Origin of the sequence: Kitasatospora sp. NPDC058048, from assembly GCF_042885555.1 — a bacterium.
GTDB lineage: Bacteria > Actinomycetota > Actinomycetes > Streptomycetales > Streptomycetaceae > Kitasatospora > Kitasatospora lactacystinica.
The window spans coordinates 17,740-40,546 of sequence record NZ_JBHVRT010000003.1; the positions used below are offsets into that span (position 1 = coordinate 17,740).

Below are 22,807 nucleotides of genomic sequence, written 5' to 3' on the forward strand. Positions count from 1 at the left end.
GTTCACGCAGCTCGGTACGTTCACGCCGCTCGGCCCGATCATCGAGCGGTGAGCGTGACCGTCACGGTTGTGCCCCGGGGGGCGTGCGGGAGCCGGACGCGTACGGTTCCCGCCCGCCCGCCGGTCGGCTGTTCGACCTCGACCCGGGCGCCGGCGGGGGCGACGGTGACACCGGCCCCGTGCGGGAACGCGGCCGGGGGCAGCAGGATCTCGCTGCCGCGCCCGGTGCCGTCCGAGCGCCAGCCCACGGTGGTGGCGGCCGTCCGGACCTCGGTGCCCGCGACGGCCACCGGGTACGGGCCGAAGGCGGGTTCGTCGCCGGGGGCGGGGCGTCCGGCCGGGTCGAGCGCGCAGTAGCCGCCGTTGCCCCGGCACCAGTACCACATCGTCCAAGCCTCGGCGAAGCCGTCCATCGCGGCGACCTGACGGCGGACCAGCTCGGCGTTGCCCGGGGTGCGGGAGTTCGGCGGGCCCCACTCGCCGACCAGGACGGGCAGGCGGTGGGCGGCCGGGTAGCCGGTGATCGCGGCGGTGTACTGCTCCACGAAGCCGCCGGCCGGGTCCCAGTCGGCGCCGCCCTCGACCGCGGTGTCGTAGAAGTGCGGCGCGTAGCCGAGCCGGGGTGCGCCGGGGCGCGGGTCGGCGAAGCCGGGCAGTTGGGTGGGCACGCCCTGGCCGACCAGCACGGTCGGCTCGACGAACAGCCAGGAGCGGGAGTCGACCCGGCGCACGGCCGTGATCAGGCGGCGGTACATGTCGGCGAGCCGGCCCTGTTCCAGGGCGGCGGAGGCGGCGGCCAGCACGGCCGGATCGCTCGGGTCGCCGTCCACCGGGCCGAACGGCTCGTTGAACAGGTCGTAGCCCAGCAGTGAGCTGTGGCCGCGCAGTTCGCGGGCGAGCCGGGTGTAGAAGTCGGCCTGCCAGGCGCGCAGGTCGGGGTCGTCGTAGAGGTGCCGGAAGGCGGCCTGGACGGCGGGCTGGAAGTAGCCGGCGAACCAGTCGTCCGGGTCGGGGGTGAACGGCAGGTCGTCGTCGCGGGTGGCCCAGACGGGTACGCCGTTGGTGCCGCCGCCGAACTTCGGCCCGTAGACGTCCTGGTGGAAGTCGATCAGGACCAGCAGGCCCAGCCGGTCGGCCCGGTCGAGGAGCCGCTGCACGCGGTGCAGTTCGGCGGGGTCGAGGCGGCCGCGCTCGGGCTCCAGCCTCGTCCAGGAGACCGGCAGCCGGACCAGGGTGAAGCCCTGGGCGGCGACGGAGTCGAGGTCGGCGGGGGTGGCCTCGGCGTACTTGTCGAGGTTGAAGCCGCGCAGCCGCAGGTGGCGGCCCTGGGCGTCGGTGAGGGAGGTGCGGCCGTCGGCGGCGGTGGCCGTGCCGGTGGGGAAGCGGTCCGGGGCGGGGGAACGGCCCGGCTGCCCGCCGTGGGCCGAGGCCGGGACGGCGGTGAGGACGGCGGTGGCGGCGAGCAGCAGGGCGACGGCGGTGCGGCGCAGGCGCATCGGGGACCTCGCACGGCAGGGGTGGGGGTGGGGCCCGATGATGCCCGGACTGTCGTGCGCGGCACAAGAGTTCGGTCGGCGGACGCTGTCGGGCGACCGGGTGACCGGGTGGCCGGGCTTCAGTCGGCGGTCGGCTCGGGCGCGGTCGGCGGGACGGCGGTCGGCAGGTCCGCGGCGGCGGCGAGCCGGCCCCAGAGCAGGTCGGCCAGCGCCTGCACCATCCGGGTGCGGGAGCAGGGCCTGGTCTCCAGCCACCAGTCCCCGGCGGCCAGCACCATGCCGGTGATGCCGCGGCCCCAGGCCTCGGCGAGCAGGTCGCGGTCGGCGCCGAGGTCGACCTGGCTCCGCACGGCCCGGGTGATCTCCTCGGCGATCTGCTTGAGCGCGGGGGCGAGCGCGTTGCCCGCGCTGCTGGGGTCGCCGGGCTCGGGGTGGGTGAGCAGCCGGTAGACCTGGGGGCGGGCCTCGATGCCGGCGAGGTAGGTGTCCAGGACGTGTTCGACCCGGTCGCGGCGTTCCAGCGGCTCGGCGAGGGCGGCCCGGACGGCGGCCAGCAGCCCGCCGGTGTGGCGTTCGGTCAGGGCTCTGATCAGGCCGTTCCGGTCGCCGAAGTGGCGGTAGAGGATCGGTTTGGTGATCCCGGCCTCGGCGGCGATGGCGTTCATGCTGGCGCCCGGCCCCTCGCGCTGGATGACCCGGTCGGCGGCGTTGAGCAGCTGCTCGCGGCGGGGCTCTCGGGACATGCGCTGCTCCTCGGGATCGGGTTCGGCGGGGTCTGCCTGGGCGTTGACACCGGTTACCAATCAGTAGCAGACTCCCACGATGTTACCCGAGGTAACACCCCGGTCGGCCGCACACGTCTTCGGAGGCAGGCACCATGAGCAGCACGTTCTCGCTGGACCCGGGCGCGGACCAGCTCGCCGTACGCGACTGGCTGCACGGCTTCGCCGCCGACGTGATGCGCCCGGCCGCGGCCGAGTGGGACGAGCGCGAGGAGACCCCCTGGCCGGTCATCCAGGAGGCCGCCAAGCTGGGCATCTACTCGCTGGACTTCTACGCCCAGCAGTACTTCGACCCCTCCGGCGTGGGCATCCCGATCGCCATGGAGGAACTGTTCTGGGGCGACGCCGGCATCGGGCTGTCCATCGTCGGCACCACCCTGGCCGCCGTCGCGGTGCTGGCCAACGGCACCGACGAGCAGATCGGCACCTGGACCCCGCAGATGTTCGGCACGCCGGAGGACGTCAAGGTGGCGGCCTTCTGCTCCTCCGAGCCGGACGCTGGCTCGGACGTCTCGGCGCTGCGCACCCGGGCGGTGTACGACGAGGCCGCGGACGAGTGGGTGCTGAACGGCACCAAGACCTGGGCCACCAACGGCGGGATAGCCGCCGTCCACGTGGTGGTCGCCACCGTCGACCCGGCGCTCGGTGCGAAGGGCCAGGCCTCCTTCGTCGTCCCGCCCGGCACCCCCGGACTGAGCCAGGGTCAGAAGTTCAAGAAGCACGGCATCCGCGCCTCGCACACCGCCGAGGTCGTGCTGGACGGCGTCCGGGTGCCCGGCAGCTGCCTGCTCGGCGGCAAGGAGAAGCTGGACGAGCGGCTGGCCCGGGCCCGCGAGGGCGTCAAGCGCCCGGGGGGCCGGGGCAACGCGGCGATGGCCACCTTCGAGGCCTCCCGCCCGGCCGTCGGCGCGCAGGCGATCGGCATCGCCCGGGCCGCGTACGAGGTGGCGCTGGACTACGCGAGGACGCGCGAGCAGTTCGGCCGGCCGATCATCGACAACCAGGGCGTGGCCTTCCAGCTCGCCGACATGAGGACCCGGATCGACGCGGCCCGGCTGCTGGTCTGGCGGGCCTCCTGGATGGCGGCCAACAACCAGCCCTTCACGGCGGCCGAGGGCTCGATGTCCAAGCTGTACGCCGGTGAGACCGCCAAGTACGTGACCGCGCAGGCGATGCAGATCCTCGGCGGCAACGGCTTCACCCGGGAGTACCCGGTGGAGCGGATGCACCGGGACAGCGCGATCTACTCGATCTTCGAGGGGACCAGCGAGATCCAGCGGCTGGTGATCGCCCGGGCGATCTCGGGGGTGCCGATCCGCTGACTCAGCGGGCCAGCCAGAAGGTGAGCCCGGCGGTGAGCGCGCCCACCACCGCGCCGACGACCGTCTGCGCGGTGGTGTGGTCCCGCAGCACCACCCGGGACCAGCCGATCGCCGGAACCAGTGGAGCGAGCAGCAGCCAGAGCGGGCCCAGTGCGATGGCGAGGCAGACCACCGCGCCGGTGGCCACGGCGGTGTGGACGGAGACCTTCCACCAGGCGGTGATCACCAGGATCGGGACCAGCGAGGCGAACATCGCCAGGACCAGCGCCGTCAGGTCGGCCGGGGCGTCCAGTCCGATCATCACCGCGAAGCTGAGCAGCACCGAGCCCATGATGAGCGGGAAGACGGTCAGCCGCCGCTGCCGGTGGCCGACGTGGCGGTCCGCCACGGTGCCCTTGCGCATGCCGTGCCGGATGATCAGGGTCGGGACGACGGCGGCGAAGAGGATGGCGAACAGCGCCCAGCCGATGCCCGGCAGGCCGTAGCGGAGGCCGCCCAGCACCGGGAGCAGCGCGACGATCACGTTCTTCGGCTCCAGGCCGTCGGTGATCCGGCGGGCCCAGATCGTCCGGCTGGTGGGGGCGGCGGGCGCGGCCTCGGCCTCGGTCGTCATCGGGGTGGGTGCTCCGGGGGCGTGAAGGGGCGGACGGGTTGGACGGGTTGGACGGCTTCCGGTCGTACAGGTGATGGTGGTGCGGCCCGGCTCAGAACCGGGCGGGGCGGCCCTCCAGGAAGGCCGTCAGGCCCTCGCGGATGTCCGAGCCCTCCCGGGCGCGGAGCAGCCAGGGGGCCAGGACCTCGTCCGCCCGCTCGGGCGGGGCGTCCAGGACGGCCTTGGCCGCGCCGATGGTCTGGGTCGAGCGGAGGGTCAGCACCCGGGCGAAGTCCAGTGCGGCGGCGTCCAGTTCGGCGTCCGGCAGGACGCGTTCGGCGAGGCCCAGCGGCAGGGCGTCCCGGCCGGCCACCAACTCGCCGGAGAACAGCAGGTACTTGGCCCGGGCCGGGCCGATCAGCCGGGACAGCCGTACGGTCGGCACCGCCGAGTAGACCACGCCGAGCTTGGCCGGGGTGATCCCGAGCCGGGCGTCCTCGGCGACGAACCGCAGGTCGCAGGCGACGGCGAGCTGGCAGCCGCCGCCGACGCAGGCACCGTGCACCACGGCGAGGGTCGGGTGCGGGAAGGCCGCCAGCGCCTCCTCGGCGGCGACGTTGGTCGCGTGGTAGGCCTCCGCGTGGTCCGGATCGCCGTACACCTCGGAGAGTTCGGCGATGTCCGCGCCCGCGCTGAAGGTGTTGCCGGCGCCGGTGAGCAGCAGGACGCGTACGCCCTTGTGGCCGGCCAGTTCCTCCAGCACCTTGGGCAGCGCCTGCCAGATCGCCAGGGTCACCGCGTTGCGGCGGTGCGGGCGGGCGAACTCCAGGACGGCGACGCCGTCCTCGCCGACGTACGCGTTGAGGCCTTCGGCCTGCGCGGGCAGGGCGGAGCGGTCCCGCGTGAGCAGCGGCTGGTCCATGCGCACCTCCGGTCGGTCGTGGTGCGCCAACTCTCTCAGGCGGCGCGGGTGCAGTAGTCGCCGAGGCCGTGTTCGAGCAGGGCGAAGGCGCGGCGGGCCTCCTCCAGTGCGGTGGGCAGGGCGTCGGCGGCCCGCTCGCCGGCGAGCATCCGCCGGTGGTTGGCGGCGATCAGCGCGACCCGGACGGCCAGCGCCTGGGCGGTGGCGACCCGGGCGGTGAGCTCGTCGTGGGCCGGGTCCTGGGCGATCAGTTCGGCGGAGAGCGCGGCGTGCGCCAGCAGGTCGAAGCCGTGGGTGGCCCGGGCGGTCAGTGCCGGGGTGCGGTGGATCAGCCGGACCACGTCGAGCACGATCCGGTCGTCGTTCAGCCCGGAGGCCGGGTCGAAGCGTTCCAGCGCGGCGAGGAACTGCTCGCGCAGCGCCGTCGCCGCGGAGCTGCCCGGGGCGCGGTCGCGCACCGCCCGGGCGGGCTCGTCGAGGTGCTGCTCCATCGGGCGCATGACCAGCTCTTCCTTGGTGGGGAAGTAGTTGAAGACGGTCATCTTGGACACCTCGGCGGCGGCGGCGATCTCCGCGACCGAGACCTGGTCGAAGCCGCGCTCGGTGAACAGCGCGATGGCCGTGCGGAAGATCCGCATGCCGGTCTGGAGCTTCTTGCGCTCGCGCAGCGGGAGCGCGTCCAGGTCGACGTCGGAGCCGGGGTCCTGTGCGGGTCGCATCGCCATGCTGGGGACTGTACCAGGCTCAAATGTTGACCGGTCCGAAAGATTGGCCGGGATGAAAGATTGCCCAGGCTGAAAGATTGGTCGAGATGAAGAATTGACCGGGTACAAAAATGCTGCCATGGTGAGGACGCGCCGCCGGCCGTCCCGGCCCCGACGCGAACTCGACCGACCCTGGGGGGACTTGACCATGGCCACCGCCGTACCCGCACCGCCCGGCGCCACCGCGCCGATGACACCCGGCCGACGCAAGGCGGGCATGCTGCTCTGCCTGGTCACGATCGTGCTGGCCGTGCTCGACATGAACATCGTCTCGGCGGCCACCGTGCCGATCGTCCGCGACCTCGACCCGGTCCACGGCGTCGACCGGCTGCCCTGGCTGATCAGCGCGTTCGCCCTCGCCGCCACCGCGCTGCTGCCGCTCTACGGCAAGCTGTGCGACTCCTACGGCGCCAAGCGCGTGCTCCTCGGGGCGGTCGCCACCTTCACGCTCGGTTCGGCGCTGTGCGGAGCGGCGCAGTCGATGGGCCAGCTGATCGCCTTCCGGGCCGTCCAGGGCATCGGCGGCGGCGGGCTGATGAGCGTCACCATGGTCGTCATCGCCCAGTTCAAGGAGCCGGGCGGGCGCGCCAACGCCAAGGGCAGCGCCATGGGCGGGATCGTCGCGGGACTGGGCATGTCGGTCGGCCCGCTGGTCGGGGGGCTGCTCGCCGACCACGTCAGCTGGCGCTGGATCTTCTACGTCAACCTGCCGCTCTGCCTGGTGGTGCTGGTCGGTGTCGCCCTGGTGATCAGGCTGCCCAGGGCGACCGGCCGCGGCGGCCTGGACTTCCTCGGCTCCGCCCTGGCCGCGGCGTTCGCGGTCGGGCTGCTGCTGGTCACCGAGTGGGGCGGCAAGGACTACGCCTGGACGTCCCCGGTGATCCTCGGGCTGGCCTTCGGCACGCTCGCCGCGTTCAGCCTCTTCCTGTGGCGCCAGGCCGTCGCCGCCGCGCCGGTGCTGCCGCTGTCGCTGTTCCGGATCCCGGTGGTGCGGCTGGGCTTCGCGATCCAGGGCCTGGTCGGAATGGGCATGATCGGCGCGATCGTCCAGGTGATGCTCTACCTCCAGCTTGCCCGGGGCGTCGCGCCGACCACCGCCAGCCTGTACCTGATCCCGATGGCGGCCGGGATGACGGTCTCCGGCCTGGCCGTCGGCCGGCTGCTCGCCCGGGGCCACTCGCTGGGGACCTTCCTGCTGGCCGGCGCGGGCTGTGCGGCGCTCGCCCTGCTGCTGCTCGGCCTGAGCGGGCCGACCACCGCGCTGCCCGCGGTGATGGCCGAACTCGCCCTGCTGGGCTGCGGGTTGGGTCAGCTGATCGGCCAGCTGATCGTGGTGGTGCAGCAGGCCGCGCCGGTGCACCAGCTGGGCGTGGCGACCACCGGCATCCGGTTCTTCCAGAACCTCGGCAACGCGCTGGGGGCGGCGGTGTTCGGCACCGTGCTGACCAGGGTCTTCGCGGACGGCGAGCAGGGCCGGCCGCTGGGCGCCGTCCGGACGCTCACCGGGGCCGCGCGCGAGCACGCGGTGCGCAGCTTCACCGACGCCGTGGACGTGGTCTTCCTGTCGGCCGGCGGGGTGCTGGTGCTGGTGCTGCTGCTGGTGTGGCGGCTGCGGGTGGTCGGCGGCGCGGCCCTGGACGGGGACGCGGCCCAGGATGCGGATGCGGTCCCGGGTGTGGGTGCGGGCGAGGCCGCCGAGCCGCCGGCCGGGGTGGCGGCGGAGCGTCCGGCGGTCGGGGCCCGGGCGGCCTGAGCGAGGGGTTCGAGCGGGGCGGCGTCCGAGCTGGACGGTGTCCGAGCGGCGGGGCCCGGTGGCACGGAGGTGTCCACCGGGCCCCGCCGCTGTCGCGGGCGGCTCAGCCCTTGGCCGCGGCCGTCCACTCGGAGGCCAGGATGGCCCAGATCTCCTTGTCGTAGCGGACCCCGTTGTACGGGTACCACTCGCGCAGCACGCCGTCGCGGGTCATGCCGACCCGCTCGGCGACGGCCCGGCTGCGGGCGTTGACGGAGGAGCACCACCACTCGGCGCGGTGCATGCCGCGGGTGGCGAAGGCGTAGTCGAGCAGCAGCTTGACGGCGGCGGTGATCAGCCCGTGGCCCTCGCCGGCCGGTTCCGTCCAGGCGCCGATCTCGCAGACGCCGGACCGGGCGTCGAAGCTCACGAACATCACGCCGCCGACCAGCGTGCCGTCCAGCCAGATGCCGTAGATCCGCTTCTGGTCGGCGTTCTGGCCGTCGGAGTAGCGCTGGAGGGTGGCGCGGGCGGAGTCCAGGTCGACCGAGAAGGTCGCCCAGGGGATCCACGGGTCGGTGTGGGCGCGGGCGCGGTCGAGGTGGGTCAGGAACTCGGGGGCCTGCCAGGGCTCCAGCGGGCGCAGTTCGGCGTTCTCGGTGAGCGGTACGGCAAACACGGGCGGCCTTTCACGGGTGGTGCTGAGGTTGGCGGAACCATTCATAACAAACGTTTGGTATGTACGATAGCCCCCATGACACCGGCCCGTGGAGACCATGACGCCCGACGCTCGGATGTTTCCGAGGGGGTGTGGCGGGTGCTCTCCACCCGGGGCTTCGAGGGGCTGACCCTGCGCGCGGTGGCCGCCGAACTGGGTGCCTCCACCGGGATGCTGACGCACTACTTCCCGAACAAGCGGGCGCTGCTCAGCCATGCGCTGGAGGAGCTGGACCGGCGCTCGCTGGCCCGGCCCCGGCGCACCGACCCGGCCGACGGCCCGCCGCCGGCCGGGCTGGCCCGGGTGCGGGCCTCGCTCCTGGACGTGCTGCCGCTGGACGGCGAGGCCGCGGCCGACAACCGGATCTGGGTCGGCTCCTGGGACCACGCCCTGGCCGACCCGGAGCTGGCGGCCGCGCACGCGGGCCGCTACGCGCGCTCGCGCACCGCGCTCACGGCGCACGTCGCGGACGCCCAGAGGCTGGGGGAGCTCCCGGCGCAGGCCGACCCGGCGGCGCTCGCCGCGGGGGCGCAGGCCTTCGTGCTGGGTCTGGTGGTGCAGGCGCTGTTCGCTCCGGAGGAGTTCCCGGCGGAGCGGCAGGCGGAGCTGCTGGACGCCTATCTGGCCGGGCTGGCGGGCTAGGCGGGCCCGAGCCGGAGTGCGCCGGTCCGGTCCGGTCGGGGTCGACTCGGCCGTCGAAGGCGGCGCATGCTCCGGCCTGTGCGGGGCGGGGGATTCGCCGGGAATTCCGGTTGTTCCGATTGACCCCGTTTTCGGTCCTGTTTCACGGCGGCCGCGATACGCATCGTCACGAGTTCTGCGCGAAGGGTGCGCGGAACGGTTGGTGTACGGGATGACCGGGTGGTCCGGAACGAACACGGATGGTGTTCGTCGGAGCGGTGGCCTGGGCAATTGCCGGATGGTGCCCCCAGCAGGATTCGAACCTGCGACCTACCGCTTAGAAGGCGGGTGCTCTATCCGCTGAGCTATGGGGGCGGGACGGGCGGCGCCCTGGCGGGCGCGACCGTGGCCGGGATCGGGCTGGCGGGCGCCGGGGCGCGCGCTGTCCGGCCCCGTACCTGAGGGTGGGGGTGGGGGTGGTGGGCCCTCGCCCTGTCGGGGACAGGATAAGGGTGACCGCTTCCCCGGCCGGGTGCGACGACACCGCCGTTGGTGTGTCGGTTCGGTGGAGCGGTCCGATAATCGCAGGTGAAGGCCGTGAGTGCAGCGGTCTGGGAGTGTTCCGCGCCGGACGTTGTGCAGTCGTTACGGGGCTGCCTCCTCACCCGTTATGGATTCGGCACGGAGAATGTGCCGCCGACGGAGCGGGTGGGGGGCCTTTATCGCCGTTGCGCCGGTCGGATGACGTGCGCGGACGGCCGTCCGGGTGCGTTCCGGATCCTGTTCCCCGGTGGCTTCCGGGGCGTGCCGGCGGGGCGGCGAGCAGCGGGTTTGTTGTCATGGCCGCGAAGATTCGGGCCATGCAGAGGCTGCGGGAGGCTGAAATTCACCCCTGCGAGTGACAAAAGTTTCCACAGGCCCGAGTTATCCACAGGATTTCGGAACTCGGTGGCTGGGATTTCCCCCGAAGTGCACGCTCAAGGCGCACCGGTCGATTCCGTACGGTGCATCGGCGGGAACGGAGGGTGTGCCGTGAACGAGACGCATGTGACGGTGGTCGGCAATGTGGCGACGGAGGTGAGCTACGGCGAAACCGGCGGCGGGGTGCCGATGGCCAACTTCCGGCTCGCCTGCACGGAACGGCGGTACGACCGGCAGCGCGAGTGCTGGGTGGACGGCGAGACGCAGTGGGTGACGGTGACGGCCTGGCGGGCGCTGGCGGTCAATCTGATCGGCTCGCTGGCCAAGGGCGATCCGGTGCTGGTGAGCGGCCGGCTGCGGGTGCGGGAGTGGGCGGACGGGGAGGTGAAGCGCAGCCGGGCCGAGATCGACGCGCGATCGGTCGGACACGACCTCACCCGTGGTACCACGGCGTTCCGGTGGGCGGCGGGGGTGCGCGGGCAGCCGTCGGGCGGCCCCGGGCCGGCCGGGGCGGAGGCCGGTGACGAGGTGGTGCCGGAGTGGATCGTCAGCGCGGTGGAGGCGCGCAGGGGCTCCGTGCCGCGGCCCGGGGCGGGCTCCCCGGCGGCGGTGGCGGCACCCGCCGTGCGGGCGCTGCCGCCCGGCGGGAGGCCGGTCGCGGGGGAACCGGGGGAGGTGGACGGGAGGGCGCGGGGAGGTGGCGCCGCGGATGTGTCGACCTGACCGGTCGGGTGACCTTCCCTGTCGACAAATATGTTGATCGAGAACGTCGTTGCGCCCGCACGCGCAATCCGACCGCATAACAGAAAACCGTCCGTGAGTTTCTGCCGGGCCGTCAGCTTGTGTGGGACCTGAGGGGATTGATAACGATCCAGATACGGAATCGTCCTGATTTCGCATGGGGGTTTCGGGGCCTCCGGGGCTCAATAGGATTCGTCTGGTTCATACCCGCAGCAGTGCCACAGGGGGCACGCGCGGATCGGCAAGTCGGCGGGGACTGCCCACTCGGTGCGGCCCGGCCCGGAGGGATCCCAGATGTTCCAGAGGCAGGGGCTGAGTCTGTCCCGTATAACCACTGTCATGCTCACGACCAGCTTGGCGCTGGGCGGAGGCCTGTTCGCGGCCGGTGCGGCGGCCGCGGCCGGCGCGGCCGGCGCACCGACCTCGGGCGTGACCGCCGAGGTCCAGAACGAGATGCTCGGCGAGAAGATCGACGTCGAGGGCAAGGGGACCGTCGACGGCGGCCTGTTCACCCTCAAGACGGACGCGGGCGAGAAGCTCCGGACGTACTGCATCGACTTCGACAACCCGGTCTACCTGGACAGCAACGCCAAGTACCACGAGGCGGACTGGGCCGCGAGCTCGCTCAACAGCAACGCGAACGCCCCCAAGATCCGCTGGATCCTGGACAACTCGTACCCGCAGGCCAGCCTGGCCTCCCTGGCCACGGCCATCCACGTCGACGGTCTGAGCGAGGCGGACGCCGCCGCGGGCACCCAGGCCGCGATCTGGAAGTTCTCGGACAACAAGAACGCCGTCCCGCGCAACGACAAGGCCAAGAAGCTCCGCGACTACCTGGTCGGCGACGCCAACAAGGGCGTCGCGGCCGAGCCGAAGCCCTCGCTGACCCTCGCCCCGGACTCGGTCTCCGGCAAGTCGGGCGGCAAGCTCGGCCCGTTCCTGCTGAACTCCAGCGCGAACGAGGTCAAGCTGACCGTCACCGGCGACGCCGCGGACAAGGTCAAGCTGCTGGACAAGGACAACAAGCCGGTCGGCGGCGCCCTGGCGGGCCCGATCAACAAGGACACCCCGCTGTACCTGGACGTGCCGGCCGGCACCCCGGACGGCAAGGCCGCCATCAACGCCACCGCCGAGGCCACCGTGCTCAGCGGCCGGGTCTTCATGAGCAAGGTGGACAACCGCGGTCGCCACAGCCAGACCATGATCCTGGCCGGCTCCACCAAGGTGAACGTCGCGGCCGGCGCCAAGGCCACCTGGAAGCAGGGCAAGGGCGCGCTGATCGACAGCTCCGCCAAGGAGGAGTGCGCCGCCGGCGGCGTGCGGGTGTCCGTCGCCAACACCGGCGACGAGGCGGCCACCGTCACGGTCGGCAAGCAGCAGGTCGCCGTCCAGCCGGGCAAGACCGAGAGCGTGCTCGTCAAGGTCGAGGAGAAGGCGAGCTACGACTTCACCGTGACCGGCCCGAACGGCTACTCCAAGCAGTTCACCGGCGTTCTGGACTGCAAGACCGGCGTGACCCCGACCCCGGCCCCGACCACCCCGGCCACCCCGGCCGCGACCGGCACCCCGTCCGGCGGCCCGTCGGTGACCCCGTCGGGCACCCCGAGCACCGGTGCCGGCCAGCCGACCCCGGCGACCACCAGCGCCGCCCCCGGCACCGGTGGCCTGGCCCAGACCGGTGCCAATGACTCCACCCCGATCCTCGCCGCCGTCGCCGGTGGCCTGGTCGTGGCCGGTGGCGCCGCCGTCTTCGTCCTGCGCCGCCGTGGCCGTCACGGTCGCACCACCGCCTGAACCGACTGAACCGCCCGAGCGGGCCGGGAGGCGCTGACCTCCCGAGACCCTGAGAGCGGAAACCGGCCCGGCTTCCCGCATCCGTGCGGGGAGCCGGGCCGTCGCGTTCCCGGGGTGGGGCGGATGGGGCGCTGGTGGCGGGGCCCGGGCGGGCGGGGAGCGGCTCCGGATACCCCCGTGGGGTCACCTGGGCGGTTCGGGCTCCGGGCCGGGTGCGGCACAATGGAAGGCTGCAAGCCGAATTACTCCCGACGACGCCGGAGCGATCTCACGTGGCGGAATACATCTACACGATGCGCAAGGTGCGCAAGGCTCACGGAGACAAGGTCATCCTTGACGACGTGACGCTCAGCTTCCTCCCCGGAGCGAAGATCGGCGTCGTGGGCCCCAACGGCGCCGGTAAGTCCACCGTGCTGAAGATGATGGCCGGCCTGGAGCACCCCTCCAACGGCGACGCCTTCCTCTCGCCGGGCTTCACCGTCGGCATGCTGCTCCAGGAGCCGCCGCTGGACGAGTCCAAGACCGTCCTGGAGAACGTTGAGGACGGCGTCAAGGAGATCAAGGGGAAGCTCAACCGCTTCAACGAGATCGCCGAGCTGATGGCGACCGACTACTCGGACGCGCTGCTGGACGAGATGGGCAAGCTCCAGGAGGACCTGGACCACGCCAACGCCTGGGACCTCGAGGCCCAGCTGGAGCAGGCCATGGACGCGCTGGGCTGCCCGCCCGGCGACTGGCAGGTCACCAAGCTCTCCGGTGGCGAGAAGCGCCGCGTGGCGCTCTGCAAGCTGCTGCTGGAGGCCCCCGACCTGCTGCTGCTCGACGAGCCCACCAACCACCTGGACGCCGAGTCGGTGAACTGGCTGGAGCAGCACCTGGCCAAGTACGCCGGCACCGTCGTCGCCGTCACCCACGACCGGTACTTCCTGGACAACGTGGCCGGCTGGATCCTGGAGCTCGACCGCGGCCGCGCGATCGGCTACGAGGGCAACTACTCCACCTACCTGGAGAGCAAGCAGTCGCGCCTCAAGGTCGAGGGGCAGAAGGACGCCAAGCGCGCCAAGCGCCTCAAGGAGGAGCTGGAGTGGGTCCGCTCCAACGCCAAGGGCCGCCAGGCGAAGTCCAAGGCCCGTCTGGCCCGCTACGAGGAGATGGCGGCCGAGGCGGACAAGATGCGGAAGCTGGACTTCGAGGAGATCCAGATCCCGCCGGGCCCGCGTCTGGGCAGCGTCGTCATCGAGGTCGAGAACCTCAACAAGGCCTTCGGTGAGAAGATCCTGATCGACGACCTGAGCTTCACCCTGCCGCGCAACGGCATCGTCGGCATCATCGGCCCGAACGGCGCCGGCAAGACCACCCTGTTCAAGATGCTCCAGGACCTGGAGACGCCGGACAGCGGCACGGTCAAGGTCGGCGAGACCGTCAAGATCAGCTACGTCGACCAGACCCGCTCCAACATCGACCCGAAGAAGACCCTCTGGGAGGTCGTCTCCGACGGTCTGGACTGGATCAACGTCGGCCAGGTCGAGATGCCGTCCCGCGCCTACGTGTCGGCCTTCGGCTTCAAGGGCCCGGACCAGCAGAAGCCGGCCGGTGTGCTCTCCGGTGGTGAGCGCAACCGCCTGAACCTGGCGCTCACCCTCAAGCAGGGCGGCAACCTGCTGCTCCTCGACGAGCCCACCAACGACCTGGACGTCGAGACGCTCTCCTCGCTGGAGAACGCCCTGCTGGAGTTCCCCGGCTGCGCCGTGGTCATCTCCCACGACCGCTGGTTCCTGGACCGAGTGGCCACCCACATCCTCGCCTACGAGGGCGACAGCAAGTGGTTCTGGTTCGAGGGCAACTTCGAGTCGTACGAGAAGAACAAGATCGAGCGGCTCGGCGCCGACGCCGCCCGTCCGCACCGGGCCACGTACAAGAAGCTGACCCGAGGCTGACACCCAGCCGTCACAACGGCCCGGCAGACTGCCCCCCGGGGCGGCCTGCCGGGCCGCGGCCCGTCGCCACCGTCCGCCGCGTCGCGTCCCACGCCACCGGCGGTGGACGGCGGCGGGCGACCGGACACCGAGGAGAACTGCCGTGGCTCGCCACATCTACGCCTGCCCGCTGCGCTGGTCCGACATGGACGCCTTCGGGCACGTCAACAACGTGGTCTTCCTGCGCTACCTGGAGGAGGCCCGGATCGACTTCATGTTCACCCAGGCCGCCGCGGCCGGCGCCGGGGAGTTCGCGGGCGGCTCGGTGGTGGCCCGCCACGAGATCGACTACAAGCGTCCGCTGGTGCACCGGCCCGAGCCGGTCACCATCGAGACCTGGGTGACGAAGATCGGCGGCGCCTCGCTGACGGTCTCGTACGAGATCAAGGACGTCGCCGAGGACGGCAGCGACATCGTGTACGTCCGGGCGTCCACCGTGGTCGTCCCCTACGACCTGGCCGAGGGCCGGCCGCGCCGGATCTCGCCGGTGGAGCGGGAGTTCCTCGGCCGCTTCATGGACGTAGAGCCGGCCGTCGCCGCCGTCTGACCCCACCTGACGATTCGAGCTGAACCGCTGTGACCATCACCGCCCGTCTCGCCCTGACCGACACCGGGGAGGCCGCCGACCTCTCCGCCTTCCTGCTGCGCCTGCTGCGCTTCGACCGGGCGGCGGCCGTCCGGCTCCAGGCGGTGGGCCCGGGCGACGGCGACGGCGTGCTGGCGGTCTTCGGACGGCTGCCGCTGGGCGGTTCGGGCGCGCTGGCGGTCCGTACCGTGCGGCTGGGCGGTCTGGACGGCCCGGTGGACCTGACCGTCTCGGCGGGCCAGTTGCTGGACGGGGTGGACGCCGAGGCGGGCGCCGTCGCGCTGCCCGCGCCGGTGACCGGCCCGGCCTGGGCCGGGCTGCTGCCGCCGCGCACCGGCTGGCGGCCGGTGGGCGCCCCGCCGGTGGCCGAGGTGTACCCCGAACTCATGGCCGGGGTACAGGAGTTCCGCGAGCGCAGCGAGGCGGTCCCGGCGCACCACCGCGGCCGCACGGTGCTGGACGCGCTGGCCGACGAGATCTGGTCCCGCCCGGTCACGGTGCTGCCCGAGCTGCCGCTGCGCGCGCTGCACGCCGCGTACGTGATCGGCTTCCTGCGGCCCGGTGCCCCGCTGACCGTGCACCGGGCGGGCGGCTGGCTGCGGCTGAGCGCCCCGGCGGGCTCGGTGGCGGTGCGCACGGTGGCCGCGCCGGGCGCGGGGCTGGGGCTCAGCCCGGTCCGGTAGCCGGGCCCGCGAACCCCGGCCCGCAAGCCCCGGCCCGCAAGCCCCGGCCCGCAAGCCCGGGAAGACCCCGGGGGAAGCCCCCCCCGGGGGAAGACCCAGGGAAGACCCCGGGAACGGCCTCAGCCCGGGGTGTTGATCATCGAGGCGGCGGCGTAGGTCAGGTACTCGAGCAGCTGCTGCTCGTGCTCGGCCGGCAGCTCCAGGCTCGCCACGGCCGCCCGCATGTGGGTGAGCCAGGCGTCGTGCGCGGCCTTGTCGACCTTGAACGGTGCGTGCCGCATCCGCAGCCGGGGGTGGCCGCGCCGCTCGCTGTAGGTGCGCGGGCCGCCCCAGTACTGCATCAGGAAGAGGGCCATCCGCTCCTCGGCCGGCCCGAGGTCCTCCTCGGGGTACATCGGCCGCAGCAACTCGTCCTCGGCGATGCCCTCGTAGAACCGGTGGGCGAGCCGCCGGAAGGCCGGCTCACCGCCGACCTGGTCGTAGAAGGTCTCCTCGCTCAACGTGCCTCGCCGGATCTCTCTCACCCGACCATGGTCGCAGACGCCGACGGGGTCGTACACCGGGACCAAAGGCGTACGACCCCGTCGGGATCGGTGGACGTCGACCGGGGAGGGTCAGTCCTCCCAGCGGAACAGCTTCCAGGAGATGCCGGTCAGCACGGCCGCGAAGAGCAGCAGGCCGCCCATGGTCGGCAGGGCGTCCATGACGCCGCCGCCGCGGGTGAGCACCGACTGGGCGGAGTTGACCAGGTAGTGCAGCGGCATGACCTCGGAGACGGCCTTCAGCCAGCCCGGCGCCCCGTCCAGCGGGAAGAACGAGCCGGACAGGAAGGACATCGGCAGCACGATGATCTGCGAGATGCCGTTGGCCGCCTCCTCGGTCTTGGCGACCGAGCCGGCCAGCAGGCCGATCGACATGAAGGCGAGCGTCGCGCAGGCCACCAGCGGGATGATCAGCCACCAGTTGCCGGTGAGCTTGAGCCCGAAGAAGCTCGTCGCGACCACCAGGAAGACGGCGGTCTGCAGGAACGCGGTCAGCAGCGAGACCAGGATCCGGGAGCTGACCACGGTTCCGGCGTTGATCGGGGCCAGCCGCAGCCGCCGCAGCACCTTGGACTTGCGCCAGTTGACCAGCGTCAGCGCGGCACCGAACACCGCGCCGGTGGCGACGGCCCAGCCGAGCAGGCCGGGGGTGAGGAACTGGATCGGCTTGAGCGACTTGTCCTCGACCTGCTGGGAGTCCAGCACGAAGGCCGGCTTCTGGCCGGTGGCCGCCTGGTTGGCGGTCTGGACGACCGAGTTGAGGATGCCCTGGAGCGCGCCGGCGCGGACCTGGTCGGCGGCGGTGTAGCGCAGCTCGACCGTGCCGTCCGGGCCCTGCTTGATCAGCGCGTCGTAGTCGCCCTTGCGGACCTTCTCCAGCGTGGCGGCCTCGTCGTCGGTCTTCGTGATGGTGAGGACCTTGTCCAGCCCGGCCCGCTCGTCGCCCTGGATCGAGTCGAACAGCTTCACCGCGCCGACCTGGGCCACCTTGGCGTGGGGGCTGCCGGAGCCCTTGGTGACGCTGCCGAAGAACACCAGGAACACCAGCGGGAACAGCAGGATGAAGAAGGTCGCGGTGCGGTCGCGCTTCATCCCGAGCAGCATGGCGCGGGACAGGCTCCAGAACGCGCTGACCCGCTCCCGCTCGTCGGTGGCGGGGCCGCCGCGCCGGGCCGGGGCCTGCGGCTCGGTGGAGGTGCTGGCGGTCATGCGCGGAACTCCCGTCCGGTCAGCTGGAGGAAGACGTCCTCCAGGGTGGCGCCGCGCACTTCCAGGCCGCGCAGCGCGTTCTGCTCGGCGAGGACGCTGAGCACCGGGGCCGGAACGCGGGTGGAGACGGAGAGCGAGACGGTGTCGTCCTCCAGGTTGGCGATGTCCGCGCCGGCCGCGGTCATCAGCTCCCGGGCCCGGGCGAGCGGGAGTTGGCCGGAGGCCACGCTGATCCGGACGGTGTCGTCGATCTCGCGGATCAGCGCCGCCGGGGCGCCGGTGTGGAGGATCTTGCCGTGGTCCATGATCGAGACCCGGTCGCAGAGCACCTCGGCCTCGTCCAGGTAGTGCGTGGTCAGCACGACCGTGCGGCCTTCGGCGTTGATGTCCCGCAGGAGGTCCCACAGGTTGCGCCGGGACTGCGGGTCGAGTCCGGTGGTGGGCTCGTCCAGGAAGACGAGCTCCGGGTCGTGCGCCAGTGCGCAGGCGATCGACAGGCGCTGGGCCTGGCCGCCGGACATCTGGTCGGTCAGGGTCTCGGCCTTGTCCGAGAGGCCGACCCGCTCCAGCATCGCATCGGCCCGCTTGGGGCCGACCCCGTAGAACGACGCGAAGGTGCGGATGGTCTCCCGGGCCGTCAGTTTCCGGAAGAAAGCGGTCGCCTGGAACTGCACGCCGATTCGCGGCAGCAGTTTCGGATTGCGCGGCCAGGGCTCCATGCCCAGCAGCTGGATCCGGCCCTCGTCCGGTTTCCGGACTCCTTCCAGGATCTCCATCGTGGTGGTCTTCCCGGCGCCGTTGGGGCCCAGGATCCCGTAGAACTCGCCGGCCTCGACGGTGAACGACACCCCGTCGACGGCCTGCACATCCCCGTACCGCTGACGTATGCCGTCAGCGGATATAGCAGCAGTCATGTGGCCTGAGCCTAGGGGCTGCGAAGGCTCCTGTGCACATCCGTGCGAGCGAATTTGCGGATATTTTGAAGAGGGGGCAAACAAAGTCGGGCCGGGCGGATGTCGAATTCCGCCCGGCCCGACCGGAGTTGGCACTGACGGCCCATCAGGGAATGATGTGGCGGTCTTTCAGCCGCGGTGCACGGTGATGGTGGTCCAGGCGCCGATGTGGATCCGGTCGCCGTCGTTCAGCGGGATCGCGGTGTGCGGGGTGATCGGCTCCGCGCCGCCGTTCACGGTGGTGCCGTTGGTCGAGTCCTGGTCGACCAGGACCCAGCTGCCGTCCGCCTGTTCGGCGAGCAGCGCGTGCTGGTGCGAGGCGCCCGGGTCCTCCGGCGGGACGGACAGGTCGATCTCCGGCACCGTGCCGCGGTGCTGGCTGCGCCGTCCGATTCGCAGCTGGCCGCGGCCGGTCAGCGGGATCCGGCGCTCGGGGCAGTACGGCGGGAAGAACAGGCCGGCCGCCTCGGGGCCGCTGCGGGCCATCATCTCGGTGAAGTAGTCCCGGTCGGCCGCGACCACGGCGATCCAGTTGGTCCGCACCGGCTCGGCCGGGGCGGGTTCCTGGGGTTGCTGCGGCTGTGCCTGCTGTGCCTGCTGCGGCGGGGCCAGGTTGAAGGAGGTGCCGAAGTCGCCGCCGCGGCTGTTCGGGCCGGGGCCGGCCGGGTGGGCGTAGACCGGCCCGGAGTCCTCGCGCACCGAGGTGTCGGGGAACGCGCCCTCCGGCGTGTTCCCCTCGCCCCCGGCGTGGTGGCCGGGAGGTGCCGTCGGCCCGGTGCCGGGCTGGGCGGGCGGGTAGCCGTAGGTGTGCGGGTGTGCGGGGGCCTGCGGCTGCTGCTGGACGGGCGGCGCGACGGCCTGCTGGGCGGCCGGCGGCTGTCCGAACGGTGACTCTCCGAACGGCGGCTGGCCGGCCGGGGCGTGACCGAACGGCGGCTGTCCGAACGGGGGCTGTTCGAAGGGCGGCTGGCCAGCGGGGGCGTGACCGAGCGGCGGCTGCTCGAACGGCGGCCGGCCGGCGGGCGCGTGACCGGGCGGGGCCTGCGGCGGGGTGCCGCCGTAGGCCGCCGGGATGTTCAGCGGCGGCTGCTGGGCCGGGCCGGGCGGGAGGTGTCCGGCGCCGGGCGCCTGGCGGCGCGAGGGCGTGGAGAGCTCGTAGTCGTAGCCGCACTCCTCGCAGAACCGTCCGGTCTGCGGGCTGCGGCAGATCGGGCAGAAGGCCAGGCCCGTGGTGAGGCCCTGCGGCCCGGCCTGGGGCTGGACGGCCCCGTGCGGGGGCGGGGGCACCATGCCCGGGGGCGGCAGGGGTGCCCCGGGCGGCGGGACGGCTCCCGGGGGGACGGCCCCCGGCGGCATCGGCGGCGGAGGCGGCGGAGCGCCGAAGGACGCGCCGCCGTACCCCGGGTGGTGTCCGGCGTGCGCGCCAGGCGCGGGGTCGGCCCCGGGCGCCCCCGGGTAGCCTCCGTGCGCCCCCGGCGCGGGGGCCGGCGGAGTCATCGGGAAGCCGCAGAAGTCGCACCAGTCCTCGGCCTGCGACTCGTGGCCCCTCGGGCAGATCGGCATCAGGTCCCCCTCGTTTCGGGCCGGCTCGGTGCGGCGTCGCGCCGGGGTGCCGGCCCGGTCACGTCTTCAGCGGTCACTTCTTCACACGTACCGTCTTGGTCGACCGGGTCTCAAGGGTCATCGAGTCGGCCTCGCTCACGTTCTTACGGAACCGAACCGTACCCTCCTTCGGGTCCACCACGTCCACCACCTTCTGGAGCAGCTTGTAGGTGCCCTCGTTCCCGGTCGCGTGGGCGATCCGGACGGCCGCGCCCAGCTTGGAGGTCGCGCGGTCGACGTCCCCGGCCCGGTGGGCCTCCAGGCCCTCCTGGATGGAGGAGGCGAGCTCGGCCTGCCCGGTGTAGTGGGCGACCTGCGGGCTGATCCGGGTGGAGGAGGCCAGGTCGTCGGTCCAGACCGCCTTGACCAGGCCCTGGGTGAGCACCTCCGGGGTGCCGCCGGCGACCTGGTCGGGCAGCACCAGGCTGATCCGGGCGGCCAGCATCTCGTTGCCGACCGAGGCGGCCGGCACCTCGACGCAGACGTGGTAGTCGCGGCTCTCATCGCCCCAGGAGCCGGTGGGGTAGTCGCCGGCCCGGGGCCCGGCCTCGGTGCGGCGGGAGGTCAGGTCCTCGACCGCGGGGGCGACCTGCTTGACGAACCTGACCGTGGCGTTGGCCGGGGTCCAGATCCGCAGGGCGACGTCGGCGACCTGCTTGCCCATCGCCCCGGCCATCATCGAGCGGAAGTCCTCGGCCAGGCCGGAGGGTTCGGCGACGATGTCGGTGGTGCCGAGCAGCGCCGAGGAGATCCTGCGCAGCTCGTCGATCCGCCAGTCGGTGCCCACGCCCCGGCAGTCGGCGGTGAAGTGGCCGGTCACCAGTTCGATGGTGCGGGCCAGGTCCTCGGCGGACTCGTGCTCGTTGTTGCCGTCGGTGAGCAGGACGGCGTGCCGGATGGCGATGTCGCGGCGGGTGAGGAAGAGCTTGTCGGCCTTGGCCAGCCAGGTGCCCATCGCGGTGCCGCCGGCGGCGGTGAGCCGCCGCAGCGACTCCTTGGCCTGCCCGCGGGTGGTGGCGGAGGCGATGGCGAGGGTGCCGTCGCCGGGGTAGATGTCGCGGGCCTCGTGGGTGCCGGCGACCACGGCGAAGGCGGTGCCGTCGCGCAGTGCGTCGATGGCGGCGGCGGTGGCCTCGCGGGCGCCGTTGATCTTGCTCTTGGGGTAGTCCATCGAGCCCGAGCAGTCCACCAGGACGACCACGGCGGCCGCGGTGCCGGTGCCCGCCGGGGTGGCGTCGGCGAAGCCGAGCGGCCGGCCGCCGGAGGTGCCGCCGCCGGTCGCGGTGACGGTGACGATGGCGTTGACCTCGCGGGCGCCGTCGGCCAGGTACTCGTTCTGGAAGATCTCCACGTTGAACCTGGGCAGGTTCGGCTTCGCCAGTGTTGCCATGGGGCGGTCGGCTCCCGTCGGGTGAGGGGTGGACGTGCTCAGGACGGTGGGGCGGCCCGCCGGGCGGGCCGGCGGGCCGTGCTGCCGGGGCGTCCGGCGGGTGGTCGGTCAGGCCGTCGGCGGGTGCGGCGGCTGCGGCGGGACGGGCGGGGCGACGGGCGGGGCGACGGGAGGTGCCGGAGCGGCGGGGACGAGCGGCGGGACGGCCGGCGCCGGGGGCACCTCCGGCGGCGCCGGCGGGACCGGGGGCAGCGGGGGCAGCGGGGCGGCGGGGGAGCCGATCACCGGGAGGTCCGGCAGGGTCGGATCGTGGTCCTCGTCCTCCTCCGCGGCCGGTCGGCCGGCCGGCCGCGGAGCGATCACCGGCAGGTCCAGCGCGGTGGGGCTCTGCTCGGCCTCCTCGACGGCGGCGGCCGGCGGGTCGATCGGCAGCACGGCGACGGTGATGTTGTCGTGGCCGCCGGCCGCGACCGCGAACTTCACCAGGGTCTGTGCGGTGGCGAGCGGCTCGGTGCGGGCGTCCGGGCGCACGTAGTACGCCAGGTCGGTGGCCGCCTCGGCGTAGTTCCACAGCCCGTCGGTGCAGATCAGCACCACCCCGGGGACGTGCGGGGTGAAGTCGAGGGTGTGCGGCACGACCTCCTCGGCGTCGGCGCCGAGCCAGCCGGTGATCGCGTGCGCGCGGGGGTCGGAGTAGGCCTCGGCCTCGCTCATCAGCCCGGCCTCGACCATCCGGGCCGCCCAGGAGTCGTCCTGGGTGAGCCGGAAGGGCTCGGCGGCGGCGCGGTCGTCCGGGATCCAGTACGCCCGGGTGTCGCCGACCCACCCGATGGTGACCCGTCCGCCCGCGGCTATGGCGCTGACGTAGGTGCAGGCGGGCGCGTTGAGGTCGGGGCGGGTGGGGCCGGCGCCGTCGGTGGCGAGGTCGGCGACGGCCTTGGCGGCGTCGGCGATGGCCTGGTGCATCGCCCGGTTCGGGTCCCGGCCGGCCTCCAGGGCGGTCAGCAGCGACTCGGAGGCGGCGTCCACGGCCGTCTCCGAGGCCTCGTCCGGGCGGTCGGAGGAGGAGACGCCGTCGCACACCACGGCGACCACGACCGGCTCGCCGCCGGGCAGCGAGGTCGCGGCGACGGTGAAGGAGTCCTCGTTGCGGTGGTGGCGCACGCCGCGGTCGCTGACCCCGGCGACGCCCCCGAGCGACTTCTCCATGTGGTCGCGCGGGCGCGGCTGGGCGCCGCCGCAGCCCTCGCAGTAGCCGTCCGGGGCGACCTGCGGCTGCCCGCAGTGCACGCAGACCGGCCCGCGCGGCGACGGTACGGCCTCGCCGCGCGCGGCGGCCCAGCTCGTCGGCATCGAGCCGGGGGCCGCCCGGCCGTTCCGGCCGGTCCCGCAGGAGCCGCAGAAGGCGTCCTCCTGGTCCATCGGCTCCGAACAGCTCGGGCACTCGGTCTGCTGCGGCAT

At 73.0% G+C, this 22,807-nt stretch carries 20 protein-coding genes and 1 tRNA gene; 8 read left to right on the forward strand and 13 right to left on the reverse strand.

From position 1 onward, the window contains the following. Window positions 1–38 precede the first annotated feature (38 nt). Together ACFVVA_RS03870 and ACFVVA_RS03875 are read right to left on the reverse strand one after the other, a co-directional pair. The gene (locus ACFVVA_RS03870; RefSeq protein WP_387685399.1) at window positions 39–1,496 is read right to left on the reverse strand and encodes a cellulase family glycosylhydrolase; all 1,458 of its coding nucleotides are present in this window, start codon (window positions 1,494–1,496) and stop codon (window positions 39–41) included. A 119-nt stretch (window positions 1,497–1,615) separates the two neighbouring features. Next, a complete protein-coding gene (locus ACFVVA_RS03875; RefSeq protein WP_387685401.1) occupies window positions 1,616–2,239 on the reverse strand; it encodes a TetR family transcriptional regulator in 624 nt (207 codons plus the stop codon). A 134-nt stretch (window positions 2,240–2,373) separates the two neighbouring features. Here ACFVVA_RS03875 and ACFVVA_RS03880 point away from each other — a divergent pair, with 134 nt between their 5' ends. Further along, the gene (locus ACFVVA_RS03880; RefSeq protein ID WP_387685403.1) at window positions 2,374–3,600 is read left to right on the forward strand and encodes an acyl-CoA dehydrogenase family protein; all 1,227 of its coding nucleotides are present in this window, start codon (window positions 2,374–2,376) and stop codon (window positions 3,598–3,600) included. A gap of 1 nt (window position 3,601) precedes the next feature. On the opposite strand, the gene ACFVVA_RS03885 is transcribed toward ACFVVA_RS03880, so the two are convergent. From ACFVVA_RS03885 to ACFVVA_RS03895, 3 genes are all read right to left on the reverse strand, one after another. Beyond that, a complete protein-coding gene (locus ACFVVA_RS03885; protein ID WP_387685405.1) occupies window positions 3,602–4,213 on the reverse strand; it encodes a phosphatase PAP2 family protein in 612 nt (203 codons plus the stop codon). A gap of 91 nt (window positions 4,214–4,304) precedes the next feature. Beyond that, window positions 4,305–5,114, reverse strand: a complete 810-nt coding sequence (locus ACFVVA_RS03890; protein WP_387685407.1) for an enoyl-CoA hydratase/isomerase family protein — start codon at window positions 5,112–5,114, stop codon at window positions 4,305–4,307. A gap of 35 nt (window positions 5,115–5,149) precedes the next feature. After that, a complete protein-coding gene (locus ACFVVA_RS03895) occupies window positions 5,150–5,839 on the reverse strand; it encodes a TetR family transcriptional regulator (RefSeq protein ID WP_359910581.1) in 690 nt (229 codons plus the stop codon). Between the two features lie 187 nt (window positions 5,840–6,026). Here ACFVVA_RS03895 and ACFVVA_RS03900 point away from each other — a divergent pair, with 187 nt between their 5' ends. After that, window positions 6,027–7,631 (forward strand): MFS transporter, encoded by a 1,605-nt coding sequence (locus tag ACFVVA_RS03900; protein ID WP_387685411.1) that lies wholly within the window; start codon window positions 6,027–6,029, stop codon window positions 7,629–7,631. A 103-nt stretch (window positions 7,632–7,734) separates the two neighbouring features. Here ACFVVA_RS03900 and ACFVVA_RS03905 read toward each other — a convergent pair whose 3' ends face one another. Beyond that, window positions 7,735–8,289: a GNAT family N-acetyltransferase gene (locus ACFVVA_RS03905; RefSeq protein ID WP_387685413.1), complete on the reverse strand. Its 555-nt coding sequence runs from the start codon at window positions 8,287–8,289 to the stop codon at window positions 7,735–7,737. Between the two features lie 75 nt (window positions 8,290–8,364). Between ACFVVA_RS03905 and ACFVVA_RS03910 the strand changes: the two genes are divergently transcribed. Next, window positions 8,365–8,970, forward strand: coding sequence for a TetR/AcrR family transcriptional regulator (locus tag ACFVVA_RS03910; RefSeq protein WP_359910590.1), 606 nt, complete (start codon window positions 8,365–8,367; stop codon window positions 8,968–8,970). 278 nt (window positions 8,971–9,248) lie between these two features. Here ACFVVA_RS03910 and ACFVVA_RS03915 read toward each other — a convergent pair. Then, window positions 9,249–9,324, reverse strand: a tRNA-Arg gene (locus ACFVVA_RS03915). Between the two features lie 657 nt (window positions 9,325–9,981). Here ACFVVA_RS03915 and ACFVVA_RS03920 point away from each other — a divergent pair. The 5 genes from ACFVVA_RS03920 to ACFVVA_RS03940 all read left to right on the forward strand — a co-directional run bounded on the left by ACFVVA_RS03920 (window position 9,982) and on the right by ACFVVA_RS03940 (window position 15,650). Beyond that, window positions 9,982–10,593, forward strand: a complete 612-nt coding sequence (locus ACFVVA_RS03920) for a single-stranded DNA-binding protein (RefSeq protein WP_387685416.1) — start codon at window positions 9,982–9,984, stop codon at window positions 10,591–10,593. 357 nt (window positions 10,594–10,950) lie between these two features. Further along, window positions 10,951–12,405, forward strand: a complete 1,455-nt coding sequence (locus tag ACFVVA_RS03925) for a Cys-Gln thioester bond-forming surface protein (protein WP_387685418.1) — start codon at window positions 10,951–10,953, stop codon at window positions 12,403–12,405. A 272-nt stretch (window positions 12,406–12,677) separates the two neighbouring features. Beyond that, window positions 12,678–14,342 (forward strand): energy-dependent translational throttle protein EttA, encoded by a 1,665-nt coding sequence (ettA, locus tag ACFVVA_RS03930; RefSeq protein ID WP_359910599.1) that lies wholly within the window; start codon window positions 12,678–12,680, stop codon window positions 14,340–14,342. Between the two features lie 142 nt (window positions 14,343–14,484). After that, window positions 14,485–14,928, forward strand: a complete 444-nt coding sequence (locus ACFVVA_RS03935) for an acyl-CoA thioesterase (protein WP_387685420.1) — start codon at window positions 14,485–14,487, stop codon at window positions 14,926–14,928. A gap of 29 nt (window positions 14,929–14,957) precedes the next feature. After that, window positions 14,958–15,650 carry a hypothetical protein gene (locus tag ACFVVA_RS03940; protein WP_387685422.1) on the forward strand — a complete coding sequence of 231 codons (693 nt, stop codon included), beginning with the start codon at window positions 14,958–14,960 and terminating at the stop codon, window positions 15,648–15,650. 119 nt (window positions 15,651–15,769) lie between these two features. On the opposite strand, the gene ACFVVA_RS03945 is transcribed toward ACFVVA_RS03940, so the two are convergent. The 6 genes from ACFVVA_RS03945 to ACFVVA_RS03970 form a co-directional block, all read right to left on the reverse strand. Continuing rightward, window positions 15,770–16,174 (reverse strand): globin, encoded by a 405-nt coding sequence (locus tag ACFVVA_RS03945; protein ID WP_387685424.1) that lies wholly within the window; start codon window positions 16,172–16,174, stop codon window positions 15,770–15,772. Window positions 16,175–16,264: 90 nt separating this feature from the next. Continuing rightward, complete coding sequence (locus tag ACFVVA_RS03950; protein ID WP_359910609.1) at window positions 16,265–17,401, reverse strand: ABC transporter permease; 1,137 nt, start codon at window positions 17,399–17,401, stop codon at window positions 16,265–16,267. Further along, complete coding sequence (locus ACFVVA_RS03955; RefSeq protein ID WP_359910612.1) at window positions 17,398–18,315, reverse strand: ABC transporter ATP-binding protein; 918 nt, start codon at window positions 18,313–18,315, stop codon at window positions 17,398–17,400. Before ACFVVA_RS03955 ends, ACFVVA_RS03950 begins: the two co-directional genes overlap by 4 nt. Before the next feature lie 168 nt (window positions 18,316–18,483). Then, window positions 18,484–19,644 (reverse strand): FHA domain-containing protein, encoded by a 1,161-nt coding sequence (locus tag ACFVVA_RS03960; RefSeq protein WP_387685427.1) that lies wholly within the window; start codon window positions 19,642–19,644, stop codon window positions 18,484–18,486. Between the two features lie 346 nt (window positions 19,645–19,990). Further along, the gene (locus ACFVVA_RS03965; RefSeq protein WP_387685430.1) at window positions 19,991–21,346 is read right to left on the reverse strand and encodes a VWA domain-containing protein; all 1,356 of its coding nucleotides are present in this window, start codon (window positions 21,344–21,346) and stop codon (window positions 19,991–19,993) included. A gap of 108 nt (window positions 21,347–21,454) precedes the next feature. Beyond that, window positions 21,455–22,807 (reverse strand): protein phosphatase 2C domain-containing protein, encoded by a 1,353-nt coding sequence (locus ACFVVA_RS03970; protein WP_387685432.1) that lies wholly within the window; start codon window positions 22,805–22,807, stop codon window positions 21,455–21,457.